12 protein-coding genes and 1 pseudogene are annotated in these 15,951 nt (G+C 71.7%); 6 read left to right on the top strand and 7 right to left on the bottom strand.

From position 1 onward, the window contains the following. Positions 1 to 31: 31 nt before the first annotated feature. Complete coding sequence (locus BJ998_RS40315; RefSeq protein WP_184869398.1) at positions 32 to 1,483, bottom strand: serine/threonine-protein kinase; 1,452 nt, start codon at positions 1,481 to 1,483, stop codon at positions 32 to 34. Positions 1,484 to 1,745: 262 nt separating this feature from the next. Between BJ998_RS40315 and BJ998_RS40310 the strand changes: the two genes are divergently transcribed. The 4 genes from BJ998_RS40310 to BJ998_RS40295 all read left to right on the top strand — a co-directional run bounded on the left by BJ998_RS40310 (position 1,746) and on the right by BJ998_RS40295 (position 6,780). Beyond that, on the top strand, positions 1,746 to 2,756 hold the full coding sequence (locus tag BJ998_RS40310; RefSeq protein ID WP_312890648.1) for an SGNH/GDSL hydrolase family protein: 1,011 nt from the start codon (positions 1,746 to 1,748) through the stop codon (positions 2,754 to 2,756). Positions 2,757 to 2,807: 51 nt separating this feature from the next. Beyond that, positions 2,808 to 3,260: a Fur family transcriptional regulator gene (locus BJ998_RS40305; RefSeq protein WP_184869396.1), complete on the top strand. Its 453-nt coding sequence runs from the start codon at positions 2,808 to 2,810 to the stop codon at positions 3,258 to 3,260. Then, complete coding sequence (gene katG, locus BJ998_RS40300) at positions 3,257 to 5,518, top strand: catalase/peroxidase HPI (protein WP_184869395.1); 2,262 nt, start codon at positions 3,257 to 3,259, stop codon at positions 5,516 to 5,518. Before BJ998_RS40305 ends, katG begins: the two co-directional genes overlap by 4 nt. Before the next feature lie 365 nt (positions 5,519 to 5,883). Then, positions 5,884 to 6,780: an SDR family oxidoreductase gene (locus BJ998_RS40295; RefSeq protein WP_184869394.1), complete on the top strand. Its 897-nt coding sequence runs from the start codon at positions 5,884 to 5,886 to the stop codon at positions 6,778 to 6,780. A 1-nt stretch (position 6,781) separates the two neighbouring features. Here the strand turns inward: BJ998_RS40295 and BJ998_RS40290 are convergent, their stop codons facing one another. Then, on the bottom strand, positions 6,782 to 7,624 hold the full coding sequence (locus BJ998_RS40290; protein WP_184869393.1) for a MerR family transcriptional regulator: 843 nt from the start codon (positions 7,622 to 7,624) through the stop codon (positions 6,782 to 6,784). Beyond that, a complete protein-coding gene (locus tag BJ998_RS40285) occupies positions 7,621 to 8,046 on the bottom strand; it encodes a hypothetical protein (protein ID WP_184869392.1) in 426 nt (141 codons plus the stop codon). Before BJ998_RS40285 ends, BJ998_RS40290 begins: the two co-directional genes overlap by 4 nt. 149 nt (positions 8,047 to 8,195) lie before the next feature. Between BJ998_RS40285 and BJ998_RS40280 the strand changes: the two genes are divergently transcribed. After that, positions 8,196 to 8,660 carry an SRPBCC family protein gene (locus BJ998_RS40280; protein WP_184869391.1) on the top strand — a complete coding sequence of 155 codons (465 nt, stop codon included), beginning with the start codon at positions 8,196 to 8,198 and terminating at the stop codon, positions 8,658 to 8,660. 107 nt (positions 8,661 to 8,767) lie between these two features. Here BJ998_RS40280 and BJ998_RS40275 read toward each other — a convergent pair whose 3' ends face one another. Further along, positions 8,768 to 9,781 carry an NAD-dependent epimerase/dehydratase family protein gene (locus BJ998_RS40275; RefSeq protein WP_184869390.1) on the bottom strand — a complete coding sequence of 338 codons (1,014 nt, stop codon included), beginning with the start codon at positions 9,779 to 9,781 and terminating at the stop codon, positions 8,768 to 8,770. A 75-nt stretch (positions 9,782 to 9,856) separates the two neighbouring features. On the opposite strand from BJ998_RS40275, the gene BJ998_RS40270 reads away from it, so the two are divergent. Further along, positions 9,857 to 10,627, top strand: coding sequence for a hypothetical protein (locus BJ998_RS40270; protein WP_184869389.1), 771 nt, complete (start codon positions 9,857 to 9,859; stop codon positions 10,625 to 10,627). 36 nt (positions 10,628 to 10,663) lie between these two features. Here BJ998_RS40270 and BJ998_RS40265 read toward each other — a convergent pair. The 3 genes and pseudogenes from BJ998_RS40265 to BJ998_RS49440 all read right to left on the bottom strand — a co-directional run. Beyond that, a pseudogene (locus tag BJ998_RS40265) lies at positions 10,664 to 11,170 on the bottom strand (YbhB/YbcL family Raf kinase inhibitor-like protein); the annotation flags it as partial. A gap of 351 nt (positions 11,171 to 11,521) precedes the next feature. Further along, entirely contained in the window at positions 11,522 to 11,962 is a 441-nt protein-coding gene (locus tag BJ998_RS40260; protein ID WP_184869387.1) for a hypothetical protein, read from the bottom strand. Positions 11,963 to 12,156: 194 nt separating this feature from the next. Further along, complete coding sequence (locus tag BJ998_RS49440) at positions 12,157 to 15,921, bottom strand: WD40 repeat domain-containing protein (protein ID WP_184869386.1); 3,765 nt, start codon at positions 15,919 to 15,921, stop codon at positions 12,157 to 12,159. Positions 15,922 to 15,951: the final 30 nt, after the last annotated feature.

Below are 15,951 nucleotides of genomic sequence, written 5' to 3'. Positions count from 1 at the left end.
AGCCGATCGCACCGAAGTCCGCCCTCGGCGGTCAGGAGGGTTTCTTGATCACGGAGTCGGTGAGCTGGCCGCCGTTGGCGGACGACACGATGCAGTAGGCGTCGCGGGCGGCCCCGTCGGGGTCGTCCTCGGTCTTGACGTGGTCCCACGCCTGTTCACCGGGGATCAGGGCGCGGAAGCGGAGGGAGGTGTCCTTGTCGGCCGGCGCGATCTTGGCGCTGCTGAACAGCAGGGCGCAGTAGCCCTCGGCGTCGCGGGCCAAGGGGTCCTGGCCGGGGTAGCCGCCCTTGAAGTTGGTGTCCAAGGGAGTGGTGGTGCCGAAGACCTCGATGTCGTGGGGCTGGTCGCACGACATCGAGGTGGTGTAGGCCCGGCCGGCCTGCATGCTGCCGCCGGCACAACTGCCGGTGTAGAGCTTGAACTGGGGGATCTGGCCGCCGGGGCCGTAGGTCCACGTGGGCTGGAGGGCGGGGGAGCCGACAGCGGTGGCGGTGACGCCGAGCCGGCCGGTGAGCCAGCCGCCGCCGAAGCAGGCGGCTGCCAGCAACACCGCCGAGCCGAGCAGGGCGGCGACCCGCTTCAGCCGCCCGCCCGGCTTCGGCACGGGAGCGGAACGGGTGATGGGGTTGGTGAGGTTCGGTTGGGGGCCGCCCTGGGTGCTGGCCAGGTCCAGCAGGTGCATCGCCTGCTGGTGGGACAGCCGAGCGTCCGGTGAGTTGATCAGCAGGCCCATCACGGCGGAGGCCAGCGGTCCCTGGCAGCGGCTGAGGTAGGGCACCTCGTTCGTGACCGCGTAGAGGGTGGCGGCGGTGGTGGCGCGCTCGAAGGCGGCGTAGCCCTCCACGGCGAAGAACAGGGTCGCGCCGAGCGCCCACAGGTCGGTGGCGGGCGTCGCCACGGCGTGCTGGATGCGTTCGGGCGCAAGGTACCCGGGCGAGCCGACGACCGCGCCGGTGCTGGTCAGCCGGGGGTCGTCGTCGATCCGGGCGATGCCGAAGTCGGCCAGCTTCGCCCGGCCCGAAGGCAGCACCATGATGTTGCTGGGCTTGACGTCGCGGTGCACGCCGCCGACGGCGTGCGCGCATTCCAATGCCGCGAGCACCTGCTTGCCCAGCGCCGCCGCGGCGGCCGGCGGCATCGGGCCGTTCGCGGCGACCCACTGCGTCAGCGTCGGCCCCTCGACGAGTTCCATCACCAGGTACAGGAGGCCGCCGTCGGTGACGACGTCGAACACCGTGACCACGGTCGGGTCGTTGAGCCGTCCGGCACTGCGGGCCTCCCGCAGGACCCGCTCCTCCAGCACGGCGCGCTGCTCACCGTGCAGGCCGTCGGGCAGTCGAAGCTCCTTGACCGCGACCTGCCGGCCGATCACCTTGTCCTCGGCACGCCACACCACGCCCATGCCGCCCCGGCCCAACTCGGCCAGCAGGGCGTATCTGCCGGCAACCAGCCGCTGCGTCTCCGGTGTGGCCACGCGCTCCATTGTGGCCTTTCGTCGCTATTGACCAGACATCGGAGGGCTCATAGCTTGGAGTGACCGCCGCGTTACTCCGAGGGGACGTGTCATGTCCGGATCCGGACTGCGTTTCGCCGTAGTGGCGGCAACATTTGCCGCTGGGACACTGGCATCGAGCGGACAGGCGGCCGCATCACCGCCATGGGTGGCGGCATGGGCCGCCGGGCAGCAGTCCACCACCACCCTGCCGGCACCTCCGACGTTTGTTCACCAGACTGTCCGGTTGATCGTGCACTCGCGCGCCGACGGCCAAGCGGTGCGGATCCGGCTGTCCAACACCTTCGGGAACCGGCCCGTGACCTTCGGCCGGGCCACCGTGGGCCTGAGCGCCGGCGGCGGGGCAGTGGTCGCGGGCACGCTCCGCACGCTCACCTTCAACCGGGCCGCCTCGGTGACGGTGCCGGTCGGCCGCGAGGCGGTCAGCGACCCGGCCCCGCTGCGGGTCACGGCCGGCGCGGACCTCGCGGTCAGCGTCTACCTGCCCGACGACACCGGCCCGGCGACCTATCACCGGGCGGCGTACCAGACCAACTACGTCTCCACGGACGGCGACCACACCACCGATCCGGCGGCCACGAACTTCACGACGAAGGCCGGACACTGGTTCTTCCTCGACTCAGTCGGCGTGGCCGGCCGCTCCGACGTCGGCACGATCGTCGCGCTGGGCGACTCCATCACCGACGGATCGGGCTCCTCCGGCGGCAACCACCGCTGGCCCGACGTCCTTGCCGACCGCGTCGCCCACCAATCCGTTGTGGACGAAGGGATCGCCGGCAACAAGGTGCTCACCGACGACCCGGTGAGCGGCCAGAGCGTGCTGCACCGGCTCGACCGCGACGTGCTCTCCCAACCCGGCCTGCGCACGGTGATCATGCTGGAGGGCGTCAACGACCTGCGCAGCACGACGCCGCCGGCCACGGCGGCGCAGATCATCGCGGGCTACCGGCAGGTCATCGCGCGGGTGCACGGCCGCGGCGCACGGATCCTGGGCGCCACCATCACCCCGGTGGAGGGCAGTGCCCGCTACGACGCCGACATGGAACGGCAGCGCCAGGCCATCAACTCGTGGATCCGGACAAGCGGGGCATTCGACGGTGTGGTCGACTTCGCCACGGCCGTCGCCGATCCGTCGGATCCGCTGCGCCTGCTGCCGGCGTACGACAGCGGCGACCACCTGCACCCGAACAACGCCGGCTACCGGGCGATGGGCAGCGCCGTCGACCTCGACCTCCTCCGGTGAGCGTCACCATAATTTGACTCATTCCAAATCAGCGCTACGGTGACTGGGGTGATGTCCGACTTCGAGGCGCAGCTGCGGGCGGCCTCGTTGCGCGTGACGCAGCCACGGTTGGCGGTGCTCACGGCGCTGCGCGACCACCCGCACATCGACACGCACGCGGTGATCTCGCTGGTGCGTGCCGATCACCCCGCCGTGTCCCACCAGACGGTCTACGACGTGCTGCAGGCGCTCACGGCCGCCGGCCTGGTGCGGCGCATCCAGCCCGCCGGCGCGACCGCGCGCTACGAGTCCCGGGTGGGGGACAACCACCACCACGTCGTGTGCCGCTCCTGCGGCGCGATCGCGGACGTCGACTGCGCCGTCGGCCAGGCGCCCTGTCTCACCCCCTCGGACGACCACGGGTACGTGGTCGACGAGGCGGAGGTCGTCTACTGGGGCACCTGCCCCGACTGCTCGACGACACGTATCCCCGAACGATCCGCCAGCTCGGAAGGAACCAGATGAGCGAGCCCACCAGCGCCCAGGGCGTGGACCAGAAGGCGGCGGCCGGCTGTCCGGTCGCGCACGACTCGGTGACCGCGCAGGGCAGCGAGAGCGAGAACCCGGCGATCGACTCGCCGACCGCGAAGACGAGCGGCCGCCCGCGCACCAACCGCGACTGGTGGCCCAACCAGCTCGACCTGTCGGTGCTGCGCGCGCACTCGTCCAAGAGCAACCCGCTGGGGCCGGACTTCAGCTACGCCAAGGAGTTCGCCAAGCTCGACGTCGAGGCGCTCAAGCGGGACATCGTCGAGGTGCTGACCACCTCGCAGGACTGGTGGCCGGCCGACTTCGGCCACTACGGCGGCCTGATGATCCGGATGAGCTGGCACGCCGCGGGCACGTACCGCATCCACGACGGCCGCGGCGGCGCCGGCGACGGCGCGCAGCGGTTCGCCCCGCTCAACAGCTGGCCGGACAACGCCAACCTGGACAAGGCGCGGCGACTGCTGTGGCCGGTCAAGGAGAAGTACGGCCAGCAGATCTCCTGGGCCGACCTGCTGGTGCTGGCCGGCAACGTGGCCATGGAGTCGATGGGCTTCAAGACCTTCGGCTTCGGCTTCGGCCGCGAGGACACCTGGGAGCCGGAGGAGATCTTCTGGGGCCCGGAGGACGACTGGCTGGGCGACGAGCGCTACGTCGCCGACGCGGAGATGGTGCCCGAGCTCGGCGCCACCGAGATGGGCCTGATCTACGTCAACCCGGAGGGTCCCCGCGGCAGCGCCGACTACATGGCGGCGGCCCACTTCATCCGCGAGACCTTCGGCCGGATGGCGATGAACGACGAGGAGACCGTCGCGCTGATCGCCGGCGGCCACACCTTCGGCAAGACGCACGGCGCCGCCGTCGCCGACGACCACGTCGGCCCGGAGCCGGAGGGCGCGCCGCTGGAGGCGCAGGGCCTGGGCTGGCTGAGCACCCACGGCAGCGGCAAGGGCGCGGACGCGATCACCAGCGGGCTGGAGGTCACGTGGACCGACCGGCCGACCGAGTGGAGCAACCGGTTCTTCGAGATCCTCTTCGGCTACGAGTGGGAGCTCACCACCAGCCCGGGCGGCGCCAAGCAGTACGTCGCCAAGGACGCGCCGGAGATCATCCCGGACCCGTTCGACCCGACCAAGAAGCACAAGCCGACCATGCTCACCACCGACCTGGCGCTGCGCTTCGACCCCACCTACGGCCCGATCTCGCGCCGGTTCCTGGAGAACCCGGACGAGTTCGCGCTGGCCTACGCCAAGGCCTGGTACAAGCTGCTGCACCGCGACATGGGTCCGGTCAGCCGCTACCTCGGGCCGTGGGTCCCGGAGCCCCAGCTGTGGCAGGACCCGGTGCCGGCCGTCGACCACGAGCTCGTGGGTGACGCCGACATCGCCGCCCTGAAGGCGAAGGTGCTGGAGTCCGGCCTCACCACCGAGCAGCTGGTCAGCACCGCCTGGGCCGCCGCGGCGAGCTTCCGGTCCACCGACAAGCGCGGTGGCGCCAACGGCGCCCGGCTGCGTCTGGAGCCCCAGCGCAGCTGGGAGGTCAACCAGCCCGAGCAGCTCGCGTCGGTGCTGGCGAAGCTGGAGGACGTCCAGCGGGAGTTCAACGAGGCCGGCGGCGCGAAGATCTCGCTGGCCGACCTGATCGTGCTGGCCGGCTCGGCCGCCGTGGAGAAGGCGGCGCGCGACGCCGGCTTCGACGTGACCGTGCCGTTCCACCCGGGCCGCACCGACGCCTCCCAGGAGCAGACCGACGTCGAGTCGTTCGCGGTCCTGGAGCCGCGGGCCGACGGGTTCCGCAACTACCTGCGTGCCGGCGAGAAGCTCCAGCCCGAGGTGCTGCTCGTCGACCGGGCGTACATGCTGAACCTGACCGCGCCGGAGATGACCGTGCTCGTCGGCGGCCTGCGCGCCCTCGGCGCGAACGTCGGCGGCGCCCGGCACGGGGTGTTCACCGACCGGCCCGGCGTGCTCACCAACGACTTCTTCACCAACCTGCTCTCGCCGGGCACGCGGTGGAAGGCGTCGGAGTCCGAGGAGCACGTGTACGAGATCCGCGACCTGGCGACCGACAAGGTGAAGTGGACGGCCACCGCGGTCGACCTCATCTTCGGCTCCAACTCGCAGCTGCGGGCCCTGGCCGAGGTGTACTCCGGCCAGGCCGCTCGCGAGCGGTTCGTGACCGACTTCGTGGCGGCGTGGACCAAGGTCATGGAGCTCGACCGGTTCGACCTCGCCTGAGCCGGCGTCGAACGACGGGCCCGGCCGATCCGATCGGCCGGGCCCGTCCCGTCACGGCGGCTGAGCCGAGGGACACGTCCGTCGGGGAACAACGGTCAGCGTCTTGCCGTTGCAGGGAGCGGTCGGTGCGGTCCGTGTCCCCCGGGCCTCACCTACACGCCTTCGCGGAATACCGTTCGGCTGGAGCCGCGTCGCGCCACTCGCCGAGAGGCGACCGCCGCGCCGACCCCTGATCATCCCTCCCGCCGGTGAGGTGGCGTTCGTCGCACGGCCGCAGGTGCCGGGGTCTTGAGCCGTCACGGTTACGGACCGTGGGAATGGGCATCCGAACGCGCGGAAGCAGCCGAGCCGAGCGAGGACGAGAGATGCCCCAGGACCAGTACGACCAGCAGGACCCGACCCGGCAGCAGCCCGCCACGGTCAGCAGCGGGGAGACGGTGCCGCATCCCGGCCGCACGGACGAACTCGACCGCGAGCCCGACCACGGCGAGCACAGCTACCGCGGCAGCGGGCGGCTGACCGACAAGGTGGCGGTGATCACCGGCGGCGACTCGGGCATCGGCCGGGCGGTGGCGATCGCGTACGCCCGTGAGGGCGCCGACGTGCTGATCAACTACCTGGACGAGGAGAAGTCCGACGCCGAGGAGACGCTGCGCTGGGTGCGGGAGGCCGGCCGGCGCGGTGTGGGCGTCGCCGGCGACCTGCGCGAGGAGAGCGTCTGCCAGGAGGTCGTGGAGCGGGCGGTGGCCGAGTTCGGCCGCATCGACGTCCTGGTCAGCAATGCGGCGTACCAGATGTCGCAGGACGACGGCCTGGCCGGCATCAGCAGCGAGCAGTTCGACCGGGTGTTCAAGACCAATGTGTACGCCCTGTTCTGGCTGTGCAAGGCGGCCGTGCCGCACATGCCGAAGGGCGCGAGTGTCATCACCACCTCGTCGATCCAGGCGTTCCAGCCGTCGCCGCACCTGCTCGACTACGCGACGTCCAAGGCCGCGATCGTCAACTTCACCAAGGGGTTGGCCAAGGACCTGGTCGGCCACGGCATCCGGGTGAACTCGGTGGCTCCGGGTCCGGTGTGGACGCCGCTCATTCCGGCGACGATGTCGGAGGAGAAGGTCGAGTCGTTCGGCGAGCAGTCGCCGATGGGCCGGCCCGCGCAGCCGGCCGAACTGGCGCCGGCCTACGTTTTCCTGGCCTCGCAGGAATCCAGCTTCGTCACCGCCGAGGTGATCGCGGTGACCGGCGGCTCGCCGATCGTCTGACTCACACCAGGGCGTTCAGGGCGTCCGGCAGGCTCGTCACCCGCGACGAGCCTGCTGCGCCCGATGGCCGAGACCGCAGGCCGTTCCAGCCGGGTCCGGCCAGCACCACGCGTGCCGACGAGGGCAGCACGGCCCGAAGCACGTCACGGTCGGCGGTTTCGCGGCGCTGGCTCCACAGCACGAGGGAAGCCGGCGCCGAGGTCTGCAGCGAGTGCGCGATGCTGATCGCGGGCGTCGCGGCGCCCAGCATCTGAATGGGCACGGCCCTTTCGACCAGCGCGGCAGCCAATGCCTCCAGCGGCAGCGTGTGCTGTTCGTTCGGTGTGCACGCCAACAGGACGCGGGGCGCGTCCGGCGCGGGCGGCGGCCCCACCACGCGGTGCAGAGCCGTGAGCACGGACCAGGACAGCACGTGTTCACTGTCCACACAGGCCGGCTGAACGGACTGGACCGTGTCCAACGCGACCAGCGCCGGCCGGCACAGCCGGTCCCACACCGGCACGACTCCGTTGGCGGCCAACGCATCGGTCACCAGCGCCACACAGCGGGCGGTGTCCAGTGCCTGCGCCGCCTCGACCAACGTGCTGATGCCGATCGGCGCGAGCGACGACGCGATCGTGTTGGCGGCCTCGGACGGCAGCATCCCTCGCGCGATCAGGTCACGCATCCGCCGCAAGCGGGCCACGTCCTCGGTGCTGTACCGGCGATACCGGCCGGGCGTGGAGCCCTGCGGCGCCAGGCCGTAGCGGCGATGCCATGAGCGCAGGGTCGACTCGGCGATGCCGAGGTGACGGGCCACCGTCCCGGCGGTCCACGTCGGCTGCGTCGAGTCGGTGAGACTCATGGCCTCGTCGGCACGCTCGGGGTCTCGTCCGGCCTCGCCTCGTGCCCGGGCCGGCCGTGGCTGCGGCGGTCCTCCTTCATCCGCGCCTCGTGCACGTGCCGCCGGCCGCCCAGCAGTTCCCGGCCCTCGCGTTCGAGTTCCCGGAACAGGCGGTAGTAGTCGCCGTCGTACTCCTCGACGATCTGGAACGTCCAGCGGCCGGGCAACACGTTGCGGCCGACCAGTTCGTGCGCCAGCTTGTCGGCCAGGTCGTGCTGGCCGAGGTCCCGCAGCTGCTGGGCCGCCTGTTCCACCAGGACGTCGGCGTGGCCGGTGAGACGGTGGAAGGCGTACAGGTGCCCGCGTGCTTCCTCGATCACTTCCAGCGCCTCGGTCAGCGTGCCGACCGCTCGCACGAGCGTGGTGTCGGGTGTCTCAGTCATGGCACTGCGGCTACCCACTTCTCCGCGCGTGATGCACAACCGTTGCACCGGACGGTTTTTCCGGCGCGTGTATTCGTGCGGCGACCGGGTACCTGGGGTCGCGTAGGGATGCACGAACGGTGCACCGGAACGAATCGGAAGGAGAGCGTGTGAGCACCATCACCGAGTCCGTCGATGTGGCCGTGCCCGTGTCGACCGCGTACAACCAGTGGACGCAGTTCGAGTCGTTCCCGCAGTTCATGGACGGCGTCAAGGAGATCCGGCAGACCGACGACACGCACACGCACTGGATCACCAAGGTCGGCGGCGTCACCCGCGAGTTCGACGCGACCATCACCGAGCAGCACCCCGACGAGCGGGTGGCGTGGAAGTCGGACAGCGGGCCCACACATGCCGGTGTCATCACCTTCCACCGGCTGGACGACGCCAACACCCGGGTGACCGCCCAGATGGACATCGACCCGGAGGGCTTCGTCGAGCAGGTCGGCGACAAGCTCGGCATCCTCAACCACCGGGTCAACGCGGACCTCAAGCGGTTCAAGGAGTTCATCGAGCACCGCGGCCACGAGACCGGCGCCTGGCGCGACCACGTCAAGCGCCCCGACCAGATCTGACGCGACACGCGAGGCGATGGCGTCCGGCCCCGGCCGGACGCCATCAGCGTGCTGTCATCCCGGTGAGCTGGACGGCCGCGCCGGAGCCGGACTGCCCGTTCGCGTGATCAGACGACTGATCGCGCGTCCCAGGCCGTGAGGACCTGCTGTTCCTTCTCGCCGGCGATACCGAACGGCGCGGCGCCGGGGGTGAGCCGGACCTCGCCGCCCGACCGGAGCCATTCCCATGTGTCCCGGACGGATTCGGCGACCGGCCGGGTGCGTAGGCCGGCGGCCTTCGCGCTCGCGCCGGACACCGCCCAGAACCCGGCGGTGGCGGGCCCGTCCGGGATCCACAGCGGAAGCTCGGCCCAGGGCTGAACGCCTTGGGAGAACAGGAAACCCTCGTCCACCCAGACGGCCTCGGCGGTCGAACCCGTGGCCTGTGCGCAGTCGTCGACGAGGTGGCCCATCGTCGTGTTGGGTTCGTCCGGGACGACGTTGTGGATGCCGCCCGCTCGCGCCTCGACCTGGTCCAGCACGAACGCCGACAGGTCGCGCACGTCGATCAGCTGCAGCCCGCGGTCCGGATCGCCGGGCGCGAGCACCCGGCCGCCCTGGGCGATCCTGGTGAGCCACCAGGGCAGTTGGCCGACGTTGTCGTGTGGGCCGACGATCATGCCGGCCCGCGCGATCACGGCGGCGTCCGGGCCGAAGGTCTGCTCCACCGCCAGCTCGCAGCCGCGCTTGCGGACGCCGAGCCGGGCCAGGTCGGGGTCGCCGTCCTCGTCCGGCACGCCCGGCCAGGTCGGCGCCGACTCGTCCGTTCCGGCCGTGGTCCACGACCGGTAGACGGCCGTGGTGGAGACGAACGCGTAGAACGGCGCCAACTCGGCTCGGGCGGTGCGGAGCACGTGGGCCGGCACCAGGCCGCCCGGGTCGATGACCGCGTCGAAGGAGCGGCCGGTGAGTTCCCGGAGACCCGCGTCCGTGGACCGGTCGCCGCGCAGCGCCTCGACGCCGTCGGCATCCTGGCCGGTCAGGCCCCGGTTGAACGTCGTGACCTTGTGCCCCCGGGCCAGGGCGTCGGCCACGATCGCGCGGCCGACGAACGCCGTGCCGCCGATGACCAGAAGCCTCATGTGCATCCCCCTTGGTGACAACAGGTGTTGTCGAGCTATGGTCGGGTCGTAAACACTTGTTGTCAAGGAGTTGCCGTGCGAGGTCTGTCCAACGAGCAACGCGCCGAGTTGGCCGCCGCCGTCGACCGACTGGCGTGGACTTCGGCGCGGGAAACGGCGGGGCCGGACGCCGACCGGCGGGAATCGTGGCTGGCCGCGCTGACTTCGTTGCTGGTCATCCGGGACAGCGCCGAACAGCTGGCGGCGTCGGCGGCGCTGTCGGCGGCACAACACGGCGCCGACTATCCCGACATCGGTGCGGCGGCCGGGATGACCAGGCAGGGCGCCCGGCGCAAGTGGCCCGGACTGGCCGGGCTGGCCGACGCGCGACAGCGCAAGCTCGCGTGGTGGAACACGTGGGGGGAGCAGTTCGTGGAGTGCGTCCGCGCCGTGCTCGCCGTGACCGAGGAACTGCCGTGGTCGGCGAATCTGCGCGCCCGGCTGGAGGAGGCGTCGAGCGACGCGCTCGACCTGATGGTGGTGGACGCACACGCGGTGGCCTTGAACGCCGCCACGCCGGCCGACCCCGCCGCCGCACGTTCGATCGGTCTGCTCGCCGCGCTGACCGCCGACGCCTATGCCGCGACGAACGGCCACTCGGCGCTGATCGGCCGCGAGGCCAAGGCTTGCGGGACAGTCGATTGCCCGGCCGAGCCGATCGTCGACCTGCTTCGGCCCGACGATCACGGTCCGGTGCCGGCCTGCCGGCAGCACGCCGTCGAAGCCCTCCGCCGGCCGGCCACCCGGATCGTGAGCGCCTACCAGCCGGACGTGGCGTTGTCGGTGCTCACCGAAGCGCACGGGTGAGCGCCGGGCCGTGGCGTCGGCCCGGCGCCCCGGACGTCAGTTCGCCGACGCGGCGGACTTCCCGTGCAGCACAACGTTCGCGCTGCTGGCCTTCTTGATCGCCGACTCGATCTGGGACATGCTCGACGACGAGCTCAGCCCGGGCACGGTCGCGGACTTCACCGCGTAGAGGGTGAACGTGTACGGGTGCTCACGGCCGCCGGGGCAGGGGCCGAAGTACTGCTGGGTGACGGAGCCGCTGCCCATCGCCTTCTGCTTGGCGCCGTTCTGGCCGGGCACGGTGTACCCGGCGCTGAGACCCTCCGGCAGCGACAGGGTGTCGGCCGTGAGGTTCCAGATCGCCCAGTGCACCTTGTCGCCGCCGTTGGCGACATCGCGCAGGATGATCGCGTAGCCCTTGGCGTTCGTGGCCCCGGCGCCCCAGGCCAGCGGCGGCGACACGTTCTTGCCGGCCTTGTGGGTGAAGGCGCAGGTGTAGTGGTCGGGGATCGTCTTGTTGTCGGCGAACGCCGTGCTGGTGAGGGCGAAGTCGCCGGCCGCCGACGGATTTCCTTGCGCCGCCGGGCTTGCCGCCGACGGGGATGCGGCGACCGTCACGGCGACGGCCGCGGCCACGGCGCCGGTCAGTAGCGCGCGCAACGGAAAGAGGGGTGCCACTGCGTCCTCCCACGTGTCCTTCGATCGGATGGAGGCGGCGGGCGGGCGGGTAACGTCGACCATCTCAGCATTGCCCGGACAGCGCTGTCAAGAAAGCGCATTCCGGGCGAGTCGGGCCGGTGCGTGGACGGCTCACATTCGGCCGCGTCGATGAGGACTTCGCGTTTTCGACGTTTTCAACGCCAAAAAACGCCGACGGCACGGGGACCGTGCCGTCGGCGTCTCGCGTGAAGTCGACTACGCGGCGGCGAGGGTGTCCCGCACCGCGACGAACGCCTCGTACTCCGCCTTCTGGTCCACCGGCAGCTGGTAGGCCACGGCCATCAGCTTCGGCACCGACGGGAGGACGGAGAGCTTGAACGTCTGGCCGTCCGTCGTCTTGACCACGAACCGGCCCTGGAGGTCGCGCCGCTTCACCGAGGCCCGGTTGGCGTCCGTGATCGTCAGCGGGGCGCCCGCGGTGACCTTCCCGTTCTTCTCGTCGAGCGGGACCACGACCAGGTCGGTCCGCCCCGGTTTGAAGCCCACGGCGAAGTTGCTGACGGTGGTCGTGCGGAACACGATGAAGTTCTTCTGCTTGACCTCGGCCGCGTACACCTTGGTGTAGCTCGCCCCGTCCGCGACCACCGACTCGAAAGCCGCGTGGATGGCGCTCTTCAGTTCTTCCTTGCTTGGCACTGCCACTCCTCGTGAGCATTTCACTACAGGCGCCGGACTGTCCCCCGTGGAGCATTCTCGGCACGGTAATGAAACGGAGTTCCGCCGCGACTCCTCAAGGCGTGCGCGGGCAGTGGGTCCGGACAAACGTCCTGTGCTGGCCGGGAAAAGTGTGGGTAATTACGCCGTACCGCATTCCGGTTTGGACCAGCCGGTCAGCCGCACGGCGGGGAGAAGTCGATGCCGGGCAGGTACTGGTTCCACTGCTCACGGGTGATGGGCGGCCAGGCGGTGGCGCAGACCCGGGCGGCGACCCGTGACGGGTCGGTGTCCCACAGCCGCACGGTGTGGTCGCCGCCGGCGGTGATCAGGCTGTGGCCGTCGGGGGCGATGGCGAGCTTGGCGATGCCGCCGGAATGGCCGGTGAGCACGCCGACGCTGACGGGATGGTCGGGATCCTCGACGTCCCACAGCCGTACGGCGCTGTCGTCGCCGCCGGTGGCGAGGATGTGGCCGCTGGGGGTGAAGGCGATGGCGCCGCCGGTGTCGTGCTGGTCGGTGAGCACGGCGGCGGCCCGCGGACGGGTCGGGTCGGCGACGTCCCAGAGCCGGACGGTGGCGTCGACGCTGGCGGAGCCGATCACCTTGCCGTCGGGGGAGAAGGCGACGCCGAGCGTCAGGTCCCGGTGGCCGGTCATGCTGGACAGTTCCCGGGGCTGCGCGGCGTCGGCGATGTCCCACAGGCGCAGACTGCCGTCGCCCCGGGCGAGGACCGCGAGCCGGTTGTCCGGGCTGAAGGCGAGGCCGGTCGCCCGGTGGATGGTCGACAGGCCCGGACCGGCGACGTAGATGAGCGGCGCGGCGACCGCGTGCGCCGGGTCGTGGATGTCCCAGATGCGCACGCCGGCCTGCCCGATGCAGCCGAGCCGGCGGTGGTCGGGGCTGAACACCAGCGCGTACACGATGCACTGCGGCGAGGGCAGCGGCGGCAGTTCACGCGGCCGGCGCGGATCGCTGATGTCCCACAGGGACACGACGTTGTCGTGGTTGACGGCCAGCAGTCGGCCGTCGCCGCTGATGGCGATGCCACCGGGGACGGCGTTCGGCGGCGCGTTGCCGGGGACGGAGCCCAACGCCTTGCCGGTGCCGAGGTCCCGCACCGTGGCCACCCCGGACTTGTCCGCGGTGACGACGGTGTTGCCCGGTCCGAACCCGGCGGTGACCACGTTCGGCTGGGCCTGGGTCAGCAGCGGCGCCACGTCGGTGATCATCGCGATGTGGTCCTGGGTCAGCGCGACCAGCGCCGAGCCGTCCGGGGTGAACGCGACCGCCGGGACCGCGCTGTCGTAGTCGGGCAGCGTGGCGCGGGTGACGGGATGGGCGGCGTCGCTGATGTCCCACAGCCGCACGTTGTGGTCCCCGCTGCCGGCGGCCAGCAGCGTGCCGTCGGCGCTGACCGCGAGGCTGCTCACGCCGCTGTCGGGGCCGGGCGTGGTCGACTCGGTGCGCGGCTGCCGCGGATTGCCGACGTCCAGCAGCATGATCTGGTTCCCCGGCGCGGCCACGGCCAGCCGCCGGCTGTCGGGGGTGAACGCGAGCGCCGCCGAGTTGTCGTCGACGACACCCAGCGGCGCCGACAGATCGTGCGGGTCCCACAGCCGGACGCCGGCGCCGGCGACCGCGATGAAGTCGCCCGACGGCGCGAACCCCACCGCCAGCGCGCCGCCCGGCGCCGGAATGGTGCCGGCGGGCCGCGGCTGCGCCGGCTCGGTGACGTCCCACAGCCGGGCCGTGCCGTCGTACGAGCCGGTGAGGAGGGTCCGGCCGTCCGGGGCGAAGGCGACCGCGTCGACCACGCCGGCGTGCCCCTCCATCGTGGCGTCGAGCCGGATGTGGGCCGGATCCGTGACGTCCCAGAGCTTGGTGGACCTGTCCGTGCTCACGGAGGCCAGCAGCGTGCCCTCCGGATTGAACGCCAGGGCCAGCAGCGTCTGCGTGTGGCCGGGGACGAAGAAGACCTGGCGTGGCCGGTGCGGATCGGCGATGTCCCAGATGCTCGCGCCGACCCTGCTGCTCAGCGCCATCAGGTGCCGCTTGGGGCTGACGGCGGCCTGGAAGCTGACGTCCGGGCCGGCGTCCACCCGGGTCGAGTACGGCTGGGCGAAGCTGCTCAGCAGCCCGTCGCGGGTCACCGGGACGTTGGCCAGCCGGTACGCCGCCAGGCTGAGCTGCAGCGACAGCGCGGGATTCGAGCCCCGCAGGGTCGCCGCCTGGCGCGCGGCGTCCTGCGCGACGGCGATGTCCCGCTGCTGGTCGGCGTCGTGTTCGGCGGCGACGCTGCGCACGATGCCGGCGGTCGCGGCGAGCACCAGCACCGCGAGCAGGGCGACGACCAGCCGCAGCCGGGTGGTCCGGCGGCGCCCGGCGGTCTCCTCCCGGGTCCGGGCGGCGACACTGGCGTCGTAGAAGCGGCGCTCCCGTTCGGTCAGCACGGGATCGGCGCGGTCGACCCAGTCCCGGGCGAGTTCCAGGCGGGTGCCCCGGTACAGCGCGCCGGGGTCCTCGTCGACCGCCGCCCACGCCTCGGTGGCGTCGGTGAGCTGCCGGTGCGTGCGCAACCCTTCGCGGTCGGCGGCGAGCCAGTCGCGCAGCCGTGGCCAATGGCTGATCAGCGCCTCGTGCGTGACCTCGACGCCGTCCCGGTCGACGGTGATCAGGCGCGCGTCGGTCAGGGCGTCGAGCACCGCGTCCATGGTCTCGTCGGCGTCGAGTTCGGCCCGGCTGACCCGGCGACGGGTGTCGGGCGTGCCGTCGCCGAGCGCGGTGAGCCGCACGAACAGCTGGCGGGCGCGATCCTGCTGCGCGGCGTCGAATCCGGCGTACACGGCCTCGGCGGTCTGGGCGATGGCGTGCCGGATGCCGCCGGCGGCGTCGTAGCCGGCCAGCGTCAGCGTCACGCCCTGCCGGCGTCGCCACGTCTCCAGCAGCGCGTGCGACACCAGCGGCAGCACACCCGGCTGCCCGACGGCGTCGGCGATCAGCCGCGTGACCAGGGCGGCCTCCACGCCCTGCCCGAGGCCGGCGGCCGGCTTGGTGATCGCCACCCGCAGCTCGTCGGCGGTCATCGGCCCGACCAGCACCTGCCCGCCGCGCAGCGCCTCCCGCAGGTCGAGCAGTTGGGTGCAGTGGCCGAGGAAGTCGGCGCGGACACCGATCACCACTCGGGTCCGGCTCGTCTCGACGGTCGCCGCGTGCACGAGGGCCGCGACGAACGCCTGCCGCTCGGCCTCGTCGGCGCACAGCGTGAACAGTTCCTCGAACTGGTCGACGACCAGCAGGAGATCCTCGTCCGGCAGCGTTTCCCGGACCCGCAGGTGCAAAGCCGTGGGATCATCGGCAAACTCCGCGCGCAGCGTCACCGTCGACACGCCGGTGAGCCCGCCGACCTGGACCGCGGCCTCCTCCAGCGGATGCGCGCCCGGCGTGAACACCAGCGCGCGGTACTCGGCCGCGGCCACCAGGCCGGCCCGCAGCAGCGACGACTTGCCGGCGCCGGAGGCGCCGAACACCCCGACGAACCGCCGGTTGCGCACCTGTTCCAGCAGCTCGGCGACGAGGTCGTCACGGCCGAAGAAGCGGTCGGCGTCCTCGATCTGGAACGCCGACAGGCCCAGGTAGGGCGGCCGGCCGGAGGTCTCCGGCGTCGCGTCGTACGCCAGCTCGGCCGCGACCTCGCGCCACCGCTGCTCCCACGCCGCCGTGTCGCCGTCGCAGGCCGCCACGTACGCGAGCGTCACCGCCAGCGTCGGCAGCTTGCGCCCACCGGCGGCGTCCGACAGCGACGGCGCCGAGTAGTGCGCGCGCCGGCTCAGCTCCCGGTACACCGGGTTCCCGGCCTTCTCGCGCAGTTTGCGCAGGTCGGCGGCGAACCGCAGCAGCGGTGTGTCGCCCGGATCCAGCGGTCGTTCTCCACGAGGCACAGCCTCACCCCCAGCGGGCACATCCTAGCC

Origin of the sequence: Kutzneria kofuensis (genome assembly GCF_014203355.1) — a bacterium.
GTDB lineage: Bacteria > Actinomycetota > Actinomycetes > Mycobacteriales > Pseudonocardiaceae > Kutzneria > Kutzneria kofuensis.
Note: the sequence above shows the minus strand (reverse complement) of the source record. Positions and strands in the feature narration are given on the sequence as shown.

What these genes read in the sequence shown, in the direction of transcription:
- BJ998_RS40305 (WP_184869396.1), top strand. Translation starts at nt 2,808, where the DNA reads ATGTCCGACTTCGAGGCGCAGCTGCGGGCGGCCTCGTTGCGCGTGACG.
- BJ998_RS40285 (WP_184869392.1), bottom strand. Translation starts at nt 8,046, where the DNA reads ATGACTGAGACACCCGACACCACGCTCGTGCGAGCGGTCGGCACGCTG.
- BJ998_RS40275 (WP_184869390.1), bottom strand. Translation starts at nt 9,781, where the DNA reads ATGAGGCTTCTGGTCATCGGCGGCACGGCGTTCGTCGGCCGCGCGATC.
- BJ998_RS40315 (WP_184869398.1), bottom strand. Translation starts at nt 1,483, where the DNA reads ATGGAGCGCGTGGCCACACCGGAGACGCAGCGGCTGGTTGCCGGCAGA.
- BJ998_RS40295 (WP_184869394.1), top strand. Translation starts at nt 5,884, where the DNA reads ATGCCCCAGGACCAGTACGACCAGCAGGACCCGACCCGGCAGCAGCCC.
- katG (WP_184869395.1), top strand. Translation starts at nt 3,257, where the DNA reads ATGAGCGAGCCCACCAGCGCCCAGGGCGTGGACCAGAAGGCGGCGGCC.
- BJ998_RS40290 (WP_184869393.1), bottom strand. Translation starts at nt 7,624, where the DNA reads ATGAGTCTCACCGACTCGACGCAGCCGACGTGGACCGCCGGGACGGTG.